Genomic DNA, 15,134 nt, shown 5'->3' on the forward strand with positions numbered 1-15,134 from the left:
CATCATCGCCGAGATGGCCACCGGTTCAGCGCAGCATGCAGGGCCGTTTGGGATCGAAGCGCCAGTTCGGGATCAGGTGCTGCATCGCCACAGCGTCGTCGCGCGCGCCCAGGCCGTGCTGCAGGTAGAGCCGGTGCGCCTTCTCGACCTCGACCATGTCGAGCGTCACGCCCAGGCCCGGCTTCTTCGGCACCTGCACGTGGCCGCCGACGATCTGCAGCGGCTCCTGCGTCAGGCGTTGTCCGTCCTGCCAGATCCAGTGCGTGTCGATCGCGGTCACGCGGCCCGGCGCCGCGGCGCCCACGTGGGTGAACATCGCCAGCGAGACGTCGAAGTGGTTGTTCGAGTGCGAGCCCCAGGTCAGGCCCCAGTCGCGGCAGGTCTGCGCCACGCGCACCGAGCCGGCCATCGTCCAGAAATGCGGATCGGCCAGCGGGATGTCGACCGACTGCAGCGACAGCGCGTGCGTGAGCTGGCGCCAGTCGGTGGCAACCATGTTGGTCGCGGTCGGCAGGCCGGTGGCGCGGCGGAACTCGGCCATCACCTCGCGACCGGAGTAGCCCTCTTCCGCACCGCAGGGGTCCTCGGCGTAGGCGACCACGCCGCGCATGCGCTGGCCGAGGCGGATCGCGTCCTTCAGCAGCCAGCCGCCGTTGGGATCGAGCGTGACGCGGGCGTCGGGAAAGCGTTCGTGCAACGCCGTCACCGCGTCCACCTCGGCGTCGCCGGCCAGCACGCCGCCCTTGAGCTTGAAGTCGTTGAAGCCGTAGCGCGCGCGCGCCGCCTCGGCCAGCCTCACCACCGCCTCGGGCGTCATCGCCGCCTCGTGGCGCAGGCGCTGCCAGTCGTCGGCGTCGGCCGCCTCGTCGGCCGGGCTCGCATAGGCCAGATCGGTCTTGCGGCGGTCGCCGACGAAGAACAGGTAGCCCAGCATCTCGACCGACTCGCGCTGCTGGCCCTCGCCGAGCAGCGCCGCGACCGGCAACTCGAGGTGCTGGCCCAGCAGGTCGAGCAGCGCCGACTCGACGGCCGTCACGACGTGGATGGTGGTGCGCAGGTCGAAGGTCTGCAGCCCGCGCCCGCCGGCGTCGCGGTCGGCGAAGCGCTCGCGCACCGTGCGCAGCACGCGCTGCACGTCGCCCACCGGCTGGCCGACGACCCACTCTCGCGCGTCCTCCAGCGTCTGGCGGATCTTCTCGCCGCCCGGCACCTCGCCGACGCCGCTGCGCCCGGCGTTGTCGCTCAGGATCACGAGGTTGCGGGTGAAGAACGGCCCGTGCGCGCCGCTCAGGTTCATCAGCATCGAGTCGCGCCCCGCGACCGGGATGACGCGCATCGCGGTGACACGCGGCGTCGAAGACAAGGTGGCGTTAGGCATCGTGGTCCTGCGAGGTCAAAGGAGGGTCATCCAGCAGACGCCGCGGGTCCGGCTCCGCCGGCCCGCCAGCGTCGCCCCCTCGAGGGGGAGCGGCGCAGCCGCAACGGGGGTGGTCGTCATCAATCTGCGGTGATCTTGCGCGTCTCGATCACGTTCTTCCAGCGCGCGTACTCGGCCTGCTGGAAGGCGGCGAACTGCTCGGGCGTGTTGGCCACCACCTCGATGCCGATCTCGGCCAGCTTGTGCTTCACCTGCGCATCGTTCAGCGCCCCCACCAGCGCGGCGTGCAGCTTGCCTTTCACGTCGGCCGGCAGTCCCTTGGGCGCGGCGACCGCCTGCCACGAGTAGACGTCGACGCCCTTCACGCCGCTCTCGACCAGCGTCGGCACGCTCGGCAGCACCGCCGAACGCTTGTCGCCGGTGACCGCGATGGCGCGCAGCTTGCCCGCGTTGATGTGCTGCAGCACGGCGTTGACGTTCTGGAACGACGCGTCGACCTGCCCACCCAGCAGGTCCTGGATCGCCGGCGCGCCGCCCTTGTACGGGACGTGCGTGCCGCTGGTGCCAGTCTGCAGCCAGAACAGCTCGGCGGTCAGGTGGTCCGACGAGCCGTTGCCCGAGGACGCGAGCGTCATCTTGCCCGGCTCCTTCTTCGCCGCGGCGATCACCTCGGCCACCGTCTTCAGCGGCGAAGCGGCCGGCACCACCAGCACGTTGGGCGCCTGCACCGCGACGGTCAGCAGGTCGAAGTCCTTCAGCGCGTCATACGGCATGCCCTTGATCAGGTGCGGCGCGATCACGAAAGGCCCCAGGGAGGACAGCAGCAGCGTGTAGCCGTCCGGCGCCGCGCGCTTGACCTGGCCGGCACCGATGGTGCCGGTGGCGCCGGCCTTGTTGTCGACGATGAAGGTCTGGCCCAGCTGCTCCTGCAGCTTGGGCGCGATGGCGCGCGCCAGCGTGTCGGTGGAGCCGCCCGGCGGGAAGGGCACGACGATCGTCACCGGCTTGTCGGGCCAGGCCGCGGCCTGCGTGGAAAGCGGGCCCAGCGCGGCGAGCGCGAGGCACAGCGAGGTCAGCAGCTTGTTCATCGGGTCAGTCTCCTGGTGCGGCGAGGTCGCCATTTGGTAGCGCTATCGTTTGCAAATGGTAGCGCTACCGTTCGCGATTGCAAGCCACCGCAGATGGGTGAAAACCCTGATCAGCTGCTGCCGCGCTCGATGACGCGGAAGCCCACGTCGACGATCTTCTCGCCCACCGCGCGGCCGTCGGCGCGGTCGACGATGAAGCGCGCCGCGCGCTGGCCGATGCCGGTGCCGTCGATGCGCACGGTGCTCAGCGCCGGCTGGGTATCGGCGGCGAAGCCCAGGTCGCCGAAGCCGACCACCGCCAGCTGCCGCGGCACCGCGATGCCGCGCGCCGCGGCCTCGATCAGCACGCCCAGCGCCAGCATGTCGGAGCTGCAGAACACCGCATCGACCTCGGGCCGCTCGGCCAGCAGACGTGCCAGGCCGCTGCGGCCGCTGCCCAGCGTGGTGGGCGCCGGCACGCGCAGCACCGGGATCTCGGCCGCGTCGCGCACCAGGCCCAGGCGCAATGCCTCGTCGACGAAGCCGCGGTTGCGACGCAGTGCGCGCTCGTCGTCGGCGCTCAGCAGTGCCGGGTGGCGCCGGCCCTTGGCGTGCAGGTGGCGAGCCACGGCGGCGGCCGCTTCCGCATGGGAGAAACCGACCAGCATGTCGATCGGCGTCGGCGTGAGGTCCCAGGTCTCGACCACCGGGATGCCGCTCGCCAGCAGGCGGCGCCGGCCCTCCGGCGAATGCAGGATGCCGGTCAGCACGATGCCGTCGGGACGGCGGCCGATGATGGCCTCGAGCAGCGCGTCCTCGCGCGACTCGGTGTAGCCGCTCTGTCCCAGCATCAGCTGGTAGCCGGCGTCGGCGAGCGCGCTGGTCAGCGACTGCACCATCTCCATGAACACCGGCCCGGCGATCGTCGGCACGACGGCCGCGACGAGCCGGCTGCGTGCCGAGGCCAGGCCGCCGGCGAGCCGGTTCGGCACGTAGCCGGTGCGCGCCACCGCTTCGCGCACGCGCGCCAGCTTGTCGGGCGCCACCTGGTCCGGCGTGTTCAGCGCGCGCGAGGCCGTGATCGGCGAGACCCCGGCGAGGCGCGCCACGTCACCGAGCGTGATGCCGCCGCCGCGGCGCGAGCGGCGGGGCGCGGTGGCGTCGGGCGCTGTCATCTCGCGAGTGTAGTGGAGATGACACCGCTACCATCGGTGCCGTCGCCCCGGGGCGAACGCGCCGGGCGGCCGGGCCCCGCGCCCTCAGGCCGCCAGCTTGTGCGGCTCCGCCGGCACCGCCGGGTCGGCGGCCCGGTCGCTGCGCGCCACCGTGGGCTTCAACATGAAGCAGGCCAGCGCCGGCAGCAGGATCAGCGCGCCCAGCATGTTCCAGAGGAACATGAAGGCCAGCAGGATGCCCATGTCGGCCTGGAACTTGATGTCCGAGAACGCCCAGGTCGCCACGCCCAGGGCCAGCGTCAGGCCGGTCAGCATCACCACCTTGCCGGTGAACAGCAGCGCCCCGTAGTAGGCCTCGGCCAGCGTGTGGCCGGCGCGCAGCCGGGCCAGCATCACCGACAGGATGTACAGCGCGTAGTCCACGCCGATGCCCACGCCGAGTGCGATGACCGGCAGCGTCGCGACCTTGACGCCGATGCCCAGCATGACCATCAGCGCCTCGGCCAGCAGCGAGGTCAGCATCAGCGGCAGCACCGCCACCACCACGGCCCGCCAGGATCGGAAGGTCACGAAGCACAGCACCACCACGGCACCGTAGACCAGCGCCAGCATCTCGTACCAGGCGCGCTGCACGACGATGTTGGTCGCCGCCTCGATGCCGGCGCTGCCGGCGGCCAGCAGGAAGCGCGCCTCGTCGGAGTCGTGCCGGGCCTTGAAGGCCTCCACGGTCTCGACCACGCGGCTGAGCGTGGCCGCCTTGTGGTCCTTCAGGTAGACGTAGAGCGGCAGCAGGTCGCAGCTCGCCGGCAACAGCTCGCGCGGCGCGTAGGTGAGCAGGGTGCCGAGCGCGGCCTCGTTGGGCACCAGCTCGTACCACTTGAGGTTGCCCTCGTTGTAGCCCACCGAGGACAGCTTCGCGAGCGCCGGGGCCGAACTGGTGGAGTCGACGCCGGGCAACTGCTCCAGCGCCCAGGCCAGCTCGTCGATGCGCGACACCACCGGGTAGCTCACGCAGCCCTTGTCGGCGGTCTTGACCATCACCACCAGGATGTCGGCGCTGGCGGCGTAGTTGGCGACCATGAAGGCGCTGTCGCGGTTGTAGCGCGACTCGGGGCGCAGCTCCGGCGCGCCGGGGTCCAGGTCGCCGATCTGCAGGTGCAGGCTGGCCGCGAAGCCGAGCGCCGCCAGGCCGGCCGACACCGCGATCGCGCCCAGCGCCCACTTGCGCTCGGTGAAGCGCACCAGCGTGTGCCAGACACGGTGCCGCTCGCCGCCGGCGCTGTCGGCCAGCTCGGTGCGCAGGCTGCGCTCGGCCGCCCGGCGGCTCACGCCGGTGTACGACAGCAGCACCGGCAGCAGGATCAGGTTGGTGAAGATCAGCACGCCCACGCCCAGGCTCGCCGCGAGCGCGAGCTCCTTGATCACCGGGATGTCGATCACCAGCAGCACCGCGAAGCCCACCGCGTCGGCCAGCAGCGCGGTCAGGCCGGCGAGGAACAGGCGGCGGAAGGTGTAGCGGGCCGCCACCAGCTTGTGCGTGCCGCGGCCGATGTCCTGCATGATGCCGTTCATCTTCTGCGCGCCGTGGCTCATGCCGATGGCGAACACCAGGAACGGCACCAGCATCGAGAACGGGTCGAGCCGGAAGCCCAGCGTGGGCAGCAGCCCGAGCTGCCACACCACCGCCACCAGCGAGACCGACACCACCAGCAGCGTGCTGCGCAGGTCGCGGCTGTACGCGTAGACCATGGCCGCGGCGATCACGATCGCCACCGCGAAGTACTTCAGCACCTCCGCCAGCCCGTCGATCAGGTCGCCGATGATCTTGGCGAAGCCGGTGATGTGGATGCGGATCGTGGCCGACTCGTGCTTGGCGCGCAGCGCCTCCACCTGGCGCGCGAACTCGGCGTAGTCGAGCGCCTGGCCGGTCGCTTCGATGCGGCTGAGCAGCGGCACATAGATGATGCTGGACTTGAAGTCGTTCGCGACGAGCTGCCCGATCTGCCCCGAGCGCTCGATGTTGGAGCGCACCTTCTGCAGCGCCTGCGGCGATCCGTCGTAGTCCTCGGAGATCACCGTGCCGCCTTCCAGGCCCTCCTCGGTCACCGCCGTCCAGCGCACCGCCGGCGTCCACAGCGACTTCATGTAGGCGCGATCCACACCGGGCAGCAGGAACACCTCGTCGTTGATGCGCGCCAGGGTCTCGAGGTAGGTCTTGTCGTAGATGTCGCCCGAGGTCGTCTCGACCGCGATGCGCACCGAGTTGCCCAGGCCGCTGAGCTTGCCGCGGTACTCGAGGAAGTTGATCACGTACGGGTGCGTGGTCGGGATCATCTTCTCGAAGCTGGCATTGAGCTGCAGCTTGCCGGCCTGCCAGCCGAGCAGCAGCGTGACCAGCAGGCAGGCGATGAGGACGAGCGGGCGGAAGTTGAAGAAGGCGCGTTCGAGCAAGTTGCCCGAGCGGCGATCGAAGTCTTCGACGCGCGCGATCACGGGGTGCGGGTCGAGGCTGGAGTCTGCGTGCATGGATGTCGTCGATGAAGGAACGGCGCTGCGGCGTCAGCGGGCGGCGGGCGGGGCAGCCAGGTCCACGCGCTGCGGACCCCGCAGCCCGGCCAGTGCGAGGGCGCCGTCCTGCGTGGGCACCAGGCCCGCGATCGGCGGCTGGGGCGGTCCGTCGCGGCGCTGGAAACTGCGCCCCTGGTCGCGGCTGACCAGCAGGTCGCCGGCCGAGCTGGCGAGCACCAGCGTGCCATCGGCCAGTTCGGCCGCGCCGCTGATCGAGACGGGCAGCTCGGTGCTCGCCTGGCTCCAGCTCAAGCCGCGGTCGGCCGACACGTAGGCCGCGCCGCGCAGGCCGTAGACCAGCAGGCGGTCGCCGCGGGTGGCCAGCAGGCCGAACCAGCTGCCCCGGTAGGGCGACTCCAGCACGGCGAAGTCGCGGCCGCCGTTGTCGGAGCGCAGCAGCAGCCCCTGCTCGCCGGCCAGCACGATCGAGGCGCCGCTGACCGCGACGCCGTAGAGGTGCAGCGAGCGCGGATTGGGGAGCCGAGCGCTGAGCGGCGTCCAGGTGGCGCCACCGTCCTCGGTGCCGAGCGCGAGGTTGTAGGCGCCGACCACGATGCCGCGCTTCGCGTCCTGGAAGTGCAGCGCGAGCAGCGGCTTGTCGGGGCCGTCGTCGGCAAGCAGCTGGACGTAGTCGCGGTAGGCCGGCGCGGCAGCCGCGTCGGTGCGGGCTGCCTGCTCGAACAGCGCCGGCAGCTGCAGCCCGTCGAGCTGCTTGGTCCACGTTTCGCCGCCGTCGCCGGAATGCAGCACCACGCCGAGGTGGCCGACGGCCCAGCCCTGCCGTTCGTCGACGAACTGCACCGCCGTCAGGCTGGCCTGCACCGGCGTGGCCGCCTGGCGCCAGCGGGCACCGCCGTCGTCGGACAGCAGCACGATGCCGCGCTCGCCGACGGCGACCAGTCGCTTCCCGGCCGCCGCCACCGCGAGCATGGTGGCCGACAGCGCGCGCGGCGACTGCAGCGCGGCCTGCTGCAGCACGCCGAAGCGCGGCGCCGCGGCGCCGGCGGCGCGGCCCGGCACGGTGGCGACCGCCAGGCACAGCGCGCCGGCGAGCGCGATCAACGAGCGCGATGGAGACATCGGCAGTTCCCTGGACATGGAGCGTCGAAGTGGAGAAAAAAACGGCCCGGTCGGACCCCGAGGGTTCCTGTGTCTGCCGGGCCGAAGCGAGGAGACGTCAGCGCGCCCCGGTGGCGATGGCCTCGGGGCTCAACATGGCTTCGTTGAGCTGCTTCGGCACTTCGGGCACGGGGAAGTGCTGCGGCAGGTCGTTGAAGTTGCAGTTGTAGTAGTACTGGCCCGTCAGCAGGTTGATGATTCCCCACTGCACCGTGCTCACGACGGCGGGGATGTCGGGCGCCAGGTAGGGCAGCGTGTACTGCAGGTGGTAGAGCTGGCCCTGCGCGTCCCAGTGGTCGGCCATCACCAGCTTCCAGCCGTCCTCGTCGATGTAGTACCGGCGCTTGGTCATGACGTGGCGCTTGCCCGGCAGCAGCGTCGCCTCGACGACCCACACGCGGTGCAGCTCCCAGCGCACGTGGTCGGGGTTCAGGAACTTCGGCGTCACCAGCTCGTCGACCTTGGCCAGCGCCGTCCTGTTGGAGTTGTACGGGATGTACATCTCCTGCTTGCCGACGATCTTGTACTCGTGGCGGTCGATCGGGCCCATGGTGCCGAAGGACTCGTCGAACAGCCCGGTGCCCGAGGTCACGGTGTCCGGCGTGTCGTAGGCGATCGAGGGCGCCTTGCGGACGCGGCGCTGGCCCACCAGGTACTGCCACACGCCACGAGGCACCTTCTCCTCGTTCACGGTCTCGTGCAGCAGGATCACTTCACCGGCCACCGCCGACGGATCCGACTTGACGAAGGAGCCCATCTTGTAATGGGTCGGCTTGGCCAGGTAGCTGTCGCGCGCATCCTTGTAGTAGTACGGCCACAACCACGACATCAGCCCGGCCGACGACAGCGTGCGGTGCCCGTCGCCGGTGACCACCCAGGTGTTGAGCTGGTACTTCTGTGCCACGCCTTCCCAGGCCAGCCGCGCGTTGAGCATCACCTCGATGCCGGTCTTGGGAATCGGGAACGGGATGCCGCCGTAGGCGTCGACCACGCCGTAGCCGTTGTCGGCCACCTTCGCGGAGGTCGCGTTCTTGAAGGTGTTCTCGTACACCCAGGCCGGCGCGGCCGCGCTGCGGTGCGTCGGGTAGACGTCGATGCGGAAGTCGGGGTACTTCTTCATCAGCGTCTTGACGCCCTCGCTCAGCCGGGCGTCGTACTGCGCGGCGTTCTTGGCCGAGATCGACGCCACCGGCTTCTCCGCCGCGAACGGGTCGGGCCGCGGCTGGCCGTTCTTCCAGCCCGGCGCGACCTTGGTGTAGCCGCCGTCCCAGGCCGGGATCGAGCCGTCGGCGTTGCCGGCCTTCTCGGCGCCCAGCGGCGTGAGCGTGGTCTTGAGCTTGGCGGCTTCTTCGGCGCTCACCGCAGCGAGCGCCGGCTGCGCGGCGAGGGACGCCAGCGCGAGCGCGACGGCGAACGAAATCTTGGGGGTCTTGTTCATGCCGGTCTCCATCAAAGGGCACGCTGCAGCGAGAAGGAAATGAAGTTGCGGTCCTTGTAGAACTGCTTGTAGGAGAGCACCGGCGTGGGCGAGTTGGCCGGCGTGAGGAAGGTGTCCTCGCCGCCATAGAAGCCGGTGTAGGTGAGTCCGGCCTGCCAGACCGTGCGGTAGGTCGCCTTCACGCCGATCGAGAAGTCGCCGCCCTTGGAGCTGCCGCCGTTGAAGTTGAAGATCGACGACGAGCGGCCGTAGAAGTTGTAGCCCACGCCGATCGGCAGCGAGAGATCGATGCCGTCGACCACCTGGAAGTACGAAGGCTCGAAGATGAAGCGCAGCGCCGCGGCGTCGCGCGTGGTGTTGGGATCGAGCGCACCCGGGTTCTTGTCGATGCTCAGCCGGCGGTTCCACGCCACCTCGCCGAGGAAGGCGCCGGCATCCCACAGCCGCGTCTCCGACAGCACGTAGATGCCCGACACCTGCGCATGCGCGGTGTTGCCCACCGCGTAGAGCGGATGCGCGTCGTTGTCGGCGAGCACGCCCGGCAGCACCACCTGCGGGTCGCTCACCAGCGAGGCGTTGCGGCGGATCGAGCCCTCGAAAGCCAGGTTGAGCTGGCCGATCGAGGTGGTCGCGCTGGCGCCGTAGGTCTTGATGCCCTCGTGGTAGACCTGCTGGATCGCGCCGACCCGGCCGCTCACCACGTCGGGCGCGGCCGACGGCGTGAGGTACAGCGCGGCACCCTTGTCGTGGTAGCGCGCCGCATAGACACCGAACTCCCATTCGCTCCCGGTCGGGGCCCAGCGGAACTGCAGGCCGCCCTGCCCCGAGTTCCTGGCCTCGATGTCGGCGCCGCGCCAGAACGCCGCCGCGCCACCGCCAGGGGTGATGGGGGCGCCGACGATGAAGCGCTCGGCGCCGTCGCCGACGAAGTCGAAGGCGCTGAGGTAGCTGCCGGCGGCCGGGATGATGCTCTCGCGGAACTTGAACTGGTAGTACGCGCCCAGCGTCATCTGTGAATTGATCTGGAGCACGCTGGAGATCTGCTCCACCGGCCGCAGGATCTCCTTGAACTGCGAGCTCGGCACGGTGAGCAGCTTGACCAGGTCGACCGGACCCTGCGCGGCCGCGATGCCGTTCGAGCCGAAGAACAGGCTCTCGCCGTAGATCAGCGTGTGGCGACCGAGCCGCACCGTCAGCGGCATCGAGCCGAGATCGGTCTTGCCGAACGCGAAGAAGTCGAGCACCTCGGCCTTGCGTCCGTGCAGCTTGCGCGTGGCGTCGGTGAAGCGGTCGGGGCCGACGCTGGTGGAGTTGGCCGACGCCGGCGAGTCGTGGTCGTTGCGGCGGTTGTAGACCGTGTCGTACCAGGCCGCGCCGCTGGCGCGGAAGCCCAGGCTCTTCCAGCCCACGTCGACCTCGGACAGCAGGTCGATGCGGTTCGAGATCAGGCCCTTGTCGAAGTTGCGGTCGCCGTCGTCGAGGTTGACGTCCTGCAGCAGCCGCTCGGACTGGCTCTTCACGCGAAACGCGTTGCTGTACTTGAAGGTGTTGTCCCAGCGAAGCTTGAGGTCCGGGTTGTCGGTCCGGATCTCGAAGGCGTGTGCCGCGCCGCCGGGCAGGCCGAACGGCAGGGCGAGCGCCGCCGCCGCCACGCAGCGCGTGCCCAGCGCACGAGACGCCGCACACGACCGCCCAAAGGCCGATGTCGATTTCTTTCTCATCTTGTCTCCGTTGTCGATGGGTGTTGTTGACTGACGCATCACCGCCGCACTTCGTCCGGTGCGTGGAGGCCGGGATTGCAAACGCGATGCCATGCCGCAGGGCGATCGCAAGCGCTTGATTTCAAAGAACTTCTGCCGCGTTTCAGTGAAAACCCGCGCCCTCTTCGGACCCCGCCCGCTTCGCCATTTGTCGAAACGCCGCGGGGCCGATCTCCGCATTTACCGAAGCCGCGCATCGCCGTGTCCCGTCACGCCGGCACGATCTCGATCGCCTGCGCCTCCGCCTTGAGCAGGCGGTCCAGCACCCACAGCAACTTGCCGGGTCCGGCGTCGTGGACGATGTCCACGCTGGGCGCGTCCGGGCGCTCGCGCATGCGCTGGTACTGCCCTTCGAGCATCGCCTTGTCCTCGAGGAAAGCGTCGTTGTTGGCCTCGTGCATCAGGTCGGTGAGGCCCGGCATGTCGGTGGCGCGGCTGCAGCCCCAGGAGTAGTAGTAGTCGCAGGAGTGCGCGTCGCGCGGCGTCACGGCCTGGCTGGAGAAGGTGTCGAGCACCAGGCGTCCGTTGGTCGGCCCCTCGGTCGCGCTGCCAACCTCGTGCACCGAGAAATGCAGGATGAAGTTGCACGGCACGCTCATGCGCACATGCACCTGGATGTCGAACAGCGCGCCGTCCGGGAACAGGTGCCTGGCGAAGCTGGGGGGCGCCGTGCGGCGCACGCAGTAGCGGGTGTCGATGCCGCGCTCGGTCAGCTCGTGGCGCGGCTTGATGTTCGACCAGGCTTCCGATCCGCCCAGCGTCTGGCTGTGCACCCAGGCCACGTGGCTCAGGTCGGCCAGGTTCGCGATCTCCTGCCGGTAGTTGGTGTCGACGCGCACATAGCCGAGCCGCAGGTTCCAGGCCGGGTCGCCAGGACCGATGGCCTCGCAGATCAACGCCGGGTCGGCCTTCGCAGGCTCTCCCATCCAGACCCAGATCCAGTTGTCGCGCTCGACGACCGGGTAGGTGCGCACGCAGGCCTTCTCGGGAATCCGGCTCATGCCCGGGATCTCGGTGCAGCGGCCGTCGGGCCCGAACTTCATGCCGTGGTACATGCAGCGGATCGAGTCGCCCTCCTTGCGCCCCAGCGACAGCGGTGCGTGCCGGTGGCAGCAGCGGTCCTCCATCGCCACCACCGCGGCATCGGGTCGGCGGTAGAGCACCAGCGACTCGCCGGCGATGCGCCGCGCCAGCAGGCCATCACGGCCCAGGCTCAGGTCCTTGTCCCACCCCGCGCAGTACCACGCGTTCTTCACAAACATCGCATCTCCTCGTTGGCTGGTGATCGGCGGCCCGCTGGCCTCCGCGGCGGCACACCGCAAGGCACAGGCCATCGGACCCCGTGCGTCGCGCAAGACGCCGGCTGCTGCACTGCAGCGTCGCTGCCGGCGGCGCGCATTTCCATGGGAGAAAGGCCGCTGCGCAAGGGCTCGGTCGGGGCAACGACTGTTGCGTCGCAACAGCTGCTTCGTAGTGGAAAGCGCTGCCCGAGCGCGCTTCGCGAGCGAACAAAATTCCTCACTCACCGAGGACCCGATGAGCAATCCTCTCCACTTGCCAGCGCACGAGGCCCTGCCGATGAATGCCGCCCCCGCACCGAACGCCGCCGACTTCCTCCATGCGCACTACCTGGCCAGCCGCAGCGGCTCCGCGGCCATGGAACTGCGGCCGACCCACCGCGAGCTCGCGGAATGGCTGACCTTCGACCCGGACACCGGGCGCATCTGGCTCGACGACGAGCGCATGGTGATGCTGAACCACCAGACGCTCGGCTCGCTGCGCAGCGAGCTGATCCAGGGCGTGGGTGTCGAACGGGCGCGCGGCATCCTCACGCGCAGCGGCTACATCGCCGGCATGCGCGACGCGCGCTTCGTGGCCTCGCACTGGCCCAGGGAGGACCCGGTCGGCAAGCTGCTGGCCGGAACGCGCCTGTTCGGCCTGCAGGGCCTGGCCCGCGTCGAGGCGGTGCACTTCGACTACGACCCCGAGCGCATCGCCTTCAGCGGCGAGTTCTTCTGGCATCACTCGCTGGAGGACGACGAGCACATCAACGCCTTCGGCGTCGGCACCGACGCGGGCTGCTGGCTGCCGATCGGCTACGCCAACGGCTATGTCTCCACGCTGCTCGGCACGTCGATCATCTTCCGCGAGCTCGAGTGCCGCTCGACCGGTGCCTCGGTCTGCCGCGTGATCGGCAAGGCGGCCCGCGACTGGGACAACGTGGAAGAAGACCTGCGCTACATGCAGGCCGAGGGCTTCGTCGGCGAGCGGCCGGGCCCGGAGCCGACGCCGCGCGACGGTCCGCGCCTCGGCGTGCACGACGCCGCGGCGGATGCGGCGCCGCGCATGGTGGGCGTCTCGTCGAGCTTCAATGCCGCCTGCCACTCGCTGCGCAAGGTGGCCACCACCACCGCGACGGTCCTGTTCTTCGGCGAGTCCGGGGTCGGCAAGGAACTGTTCGCGAAGATGCTGCACGAGATCAGCGAGCGGCGCGACGGACCCTTCGTGTCGGTCAACTGCGCGGCGATCCCGGAGAACCTGGTCGAGGCCGAGCTGTTCGGCGTCGAGCGCGGCGCCTACACCGGCGCCCACGCGTCACGGCCGGGCCGCTTCGAGCGCTCGCACCGGGGCACGCTGTTCCTCGACGAGATCTCGTCGCTGAGCCTGGTCGCGCAGAGCAAGCTGCTGCGCGCGCTGCAGGAGAGCGAGGTCGAACGGGTCGGCGGCACCCGCCCGATCCGGCTCGACCTGCGCGTGGTGGCAGCGTGCAACGTCGACCTGCGCGAGGAAGTCCGGCAGGGGCGCTTCCGCGAAGACCTGTTCTTCCGGCTCAACGTCTACCCGATCCACCTGCCGCCGCTGCGGGCCCGCAGCGAGGACGTGCCGCTGCTGATGACGCACTTCCTCAAGCTCTACGGTGCCCGCTACGGCCGGCAGATCCACGGCTTCACGCAGCGCGCGATGCGCGCGATGCTGACCTACACCTTCCCCGGCAACGTGCGCGAACTGCAGAACATGATCGAGCGGGCCGTGATCGCCGCCAGCGACGAGCCGCAGATCGATACCGTGCACCTGTTCCGCGACGAGCTGTTCAACGCGAAGTCGACCTTCGCCGTCGGTGATCAGGGCCGGCTCGCCGACACCGAGGGGCCGACGCCCTCCGCGCCGCATCCGGAGCCCTCGGGCGACGAGACGCTGCTCGACCGGGTGCTCCGCCTGCGCAGCGCGGTGCGGAGCCCTCAGGCGTCCGACACCTGGCTCGAAGAGCTGGAGACCCAGCTCGTGGAAGAGGCGGTCCAACGTTGCAACGGCAACATGGCCGCCGCGGCCCGGCTGATCGGCATGGCGCGGACGCAGGTGGTCTACCGCATGCGCAGGAAGAACGTGACGACTCAGGCGAGGGCCTGATCCACCATCTCCACCCAATGCTGCACCGGCACGGCCGTCCCGGACTGCAGGTGCAGGATGCACCCGACGTTGGCCGAGACGATCACGTCGGGCTCGTGCGTGTTCAGGCTCGACAGCTTGCGATCGCGAAGCGCCGTCGCGATGCCAGGCTGCAGCACGCTGTAGGCGCCGGCCGAGCCGCAGCACAGGTGTCCGTCGCCGGCCGGCGCCGTCACGTCGAAGCCGAGCGCCGCGAGTGCGGCCTCGACGCCGCCGCGCAGTCGCTGCGCATGTTGCAGCGTGCACGGCGTGTGCACCGACACCCGGCGCTCGGCCACCTGCGGCGGCATCCGGGCCCGCAGGGCCGGCAGCAGGTCGGGCAGCAATTCACTCAGGTCCCTGGCCAGGGCGCTGATGCGGGCGGCTCGTTCGGCATAGGCCGGTTCGTGCGCCAGGGCCTCGCCGTACTCCTTGACCACCGCGCCGCAGCCCGAGGCATTGACGAGGATGCATTCCACGTCGCCGGATTCGACGGCCGGCCACCATGCGTCGATGTTGCGACGCATGTCCGCCAGCCCGCCCTCGGCGTCGCCCAGGTGGGTGCGCAAGGCCCCGCAACACCCGGCCTCTGCGGCCACCAGGGTCTGGATCCCGGCGGCATCGAGCACGCGCGCCGTCGCGGCGTTGATGTTCGGCAGCATCGCCGGCTGCACGCAGCCCTGCAGCAGCATCACCTTGCGCGCATGCTCGGCGCGAGGCCAGTCCGACGCCCGCGCACCTGTGCGCCGCGGCAGCTTCTTCTTCAGCACCCCGGGCAGCGCCGGCCGCAGCAGCTGCCCCAGGCGCACGGCCGGACCGACCAGCGGCGACGTCAGGCCCTCCTTCAGCACCCAACGGACCGCGCGCTCGGCCACCGGACGCGGCACCCGGGCGTCGACGACCTGGCGACCGATGTCGACCAGCCGACCGTAGCGCACACCGCTCGGGCAGGTGGTCTCGCAGTTGCGGCAGGTCAGGCAGCGGTCCAGGTGACGCTGCGTGCTGCGGCTGGCCTCGCCGCCCTCGAACACCTGCTTCATCAGGTAGATGCGCCCGCGCGGGCCGTCGAGCTCGTTGCCCTCGAGCTGGTAGGTCGGGCAGGTGGCGGTGCAGAAGCCGCAGTGCACGCAGCTGCGCAGGATGGCTTCGGCTTCGGCGGCTTCGCGATCGCCGTGGAACTCGGGACTCAACTGGATTTGCATG

General features: G+C 70.1%; 10 protein-coding genes. 1 reads left to right on the forward strand and 9 read right to left on the reverse strand.

What is annotated here, in order from left to right; translation table 11 throughout:
- Positions 1-25 precede the first annotated feature (25 nt).
- From gudD to C1M51_RS04470, 8 genes are all read right to left on the reverse strand, one after another.
- A complete protein-coding gene (gene gudD / locus C1M51_RS04435; protein ID WP_129448416.1) occupies positions 26-1,378 on the reverse strand; it encodes a glucarate dehydratase in 1,353 nt (450 codons plus the stop codon).
- Positions 1,379-1,497: 119 nt separating this feature from the next.
- Complete coding sequence (locus C1M51_RS04440) at positions 1,498-2,466, reverse strand: tripartite tricarboxylate transporter substrate binding protein (protein ID WP_129448417.1); 969 nt, start codon at positions 2,464-2,466, stop codon at positions 1,498-1,500.
- Positions 2,467-2,576: 110 nt separating this feature from the next.
- Positions 2,577-3,620, reverse strand: a complete 1,044-nt coding sequence (locus C1M51_RS04445) for a LacI family DNA-binding transcriptional regulator (protein ID WP_036250152.1) — start codon at positions 3,618-3,620, stop codon at positions 2,577-2,579.
- Between the two features lie 84 nt (positions 3,621-3,704).
- Complete coding sequence (locus C1M51_RS04450) at positions 3,705-6,146, reverse strand: RND family transporter (RefSeq protein WP_129448418.1); 2,442 nt, start codon at positions 6,144-6,146, stop codon at positions 3,705-3,707.
- Positions 6,147-6,179: 33 nt separating this feature from the next.
- Positions 6,180-7,286 (reverse strand): YCF48-related protein, encoded by a 1,107-nt coding sequence (locus C1M51_RS04455; RefSeq protein ID WP_242499966.1) that lies wholly within the window; start codon positions 7,284-7,286, stop codon positions 6,180-6,182.
- Positions 7,287-7,365: 79 nt separating this feature from the next.
- Positions 7,366-8,745: a DUF1329 domain-containing protein gene (locus C1M51_RS04460; protein ID WP_242499967.1), complete on the reverse strand. Its 1,380-nt coding sequence runs from the start codon at positions 8,743-8,745 to the stop codon at positions 7,366-7,368.
- Positions 8,746-8,756: 11 nt separating this feature from the next.
- Complete coding sequence (locus C1M51_RS04465; protein WP_129448420.1) at positions 8,757-10,466, reverse strand: DUF1302 domain-containing protein; 1,710 nt, start codon at positions 10,464-10,466, stop codon at positions 8,757-8,759.
- A 248-nt stretch (positions 10,467-10,714) separates the two neighbouring features.
- On the reverse strand, positions 10,715-11,767 hold the full coding sequence (locus C1M51_RS04470) for an aromatic ring-hydroxylating dioxygenase subunit alpha (protein ID WP_129448421.1): 1,053 nt from the start codon (positions 11,765-11,767) through the stop codon (positions 10,715-10,717).
- A gap of 316 nt (positions 11,768-12,083) precedes the next feature.
- On the opposite strand from C1M51_RS04470, the gene C1M51_RS04475 reads away from it, so the two are divergent.
- Positions 12,084-13,913, forward strand: a complete 1,830-nt coding sequence (locus C1M51_RS04475) for a sigma-54-dependent Fis family transcriptional regulator (RefSeq protein ID WP_242499968.1) — start codon at positions 12,084-12,086, stop codon at positions 13,911-13,913.
- Here C1M51_RS04475 and glcF read toward each other — a convergent pair.
- Positions 13,898-15,133: a glycolate oxidase subunit GlcF gene (gene glcF / locus C1M51_RS04480; protein ID WP_129448423.1), complete on the reverse strand. Its 1,236-nt coding sequence runs from the start codon at positions 15,131-15,133 to the stop codon at positions 13,898-13,900. The genes C1M51_RS04475 and glcF overlap by 16 nt on opposite strands.
- Position 15,134: the final 1 nt, after the last annotated feature.

This window comes from Methylibium sp. Pch-M (assembly GCF_004136295.1).
GTDB lineage: Bacteria > Pseudomonadota > Gammaproteobacteria > Burkholderiales > Burkholderiaceae_C > Methylibium > Methylibium petroleiphilum.

Bases quoted from the DNA above. Each gene is read 5' to 3' on its own strand.
- C1M51_RS04440 (WP_129448417.1), bottom strand. From the start codon at position 2,466: ATGAACAAGCTGCTGACCTCGCTGTGCCTCGCGCTCGCCGCGCTGGGC.
- C1M51_RS04470 (WP_129448421.1), bottom strand. From the start codon at position 11,767: ATGTTTGTGAAGAACGCGTGGTACTGCGCGGGGTGGGACAAGGACCTG.
- C1M51_RS04445 (WP_036250152.1), bottom strand. From the start codon at position 3,620: ATGACAGCGCCCGACGCCACCGCGCCCCGCCGCTCGCGCCGCGGCGGC.
- C1M51_RS04450 (WP_129448418.1), bottom strand. From the start codon at position 6,146: ATGCACGCAGACTCCAGCCTCGACCCGCACCCCGTGATCGCGCGCGTC.
- C1M51_RS04460 (WP_242499967.1), bottom strand. From the start codon at position 8,745: ATGAACAAGACCCCCAAGATTTCGTTCGCCGTCGCGCTCGCGCTGGCG.
- C1M51_RS04465 (WP_129448420.1), bottom strand. From the start codon at position 10,466: ATGAGAAAGAAATCGACATCGGCCTTTGGGCGGTCGTGTGCGGCGTCT.
- gudD (WP_129448416.1), bottom strand. From the start codon at position 1,378: ATGCCTAACGCCACCTTGTCTTCGACGCCGCGTGTCACCGCGATGCGC.
- C1M51_RS04455 (WP_242499966.1), bottom strand. From the start codon at position 7,286: ATGTCCAGGGAACTGCCGATGTCTCCATCGCGCTCGTTGATCGCGCTC.
- C1M51_RS04475 (WP_242499968.1), top strand. From the start codon at position 12,084: ATGAATGCCGCCCCCGCACCGAACGCCGCCGACTTCCTCCATGCGCAC.
- glcF (WP_129448423.1), bottom strand. From the start codon at position 15,133: ATGCAAATCCAGTTGAGTCCCGAGTTCCACGGCGATCGCGAAGCCGCC.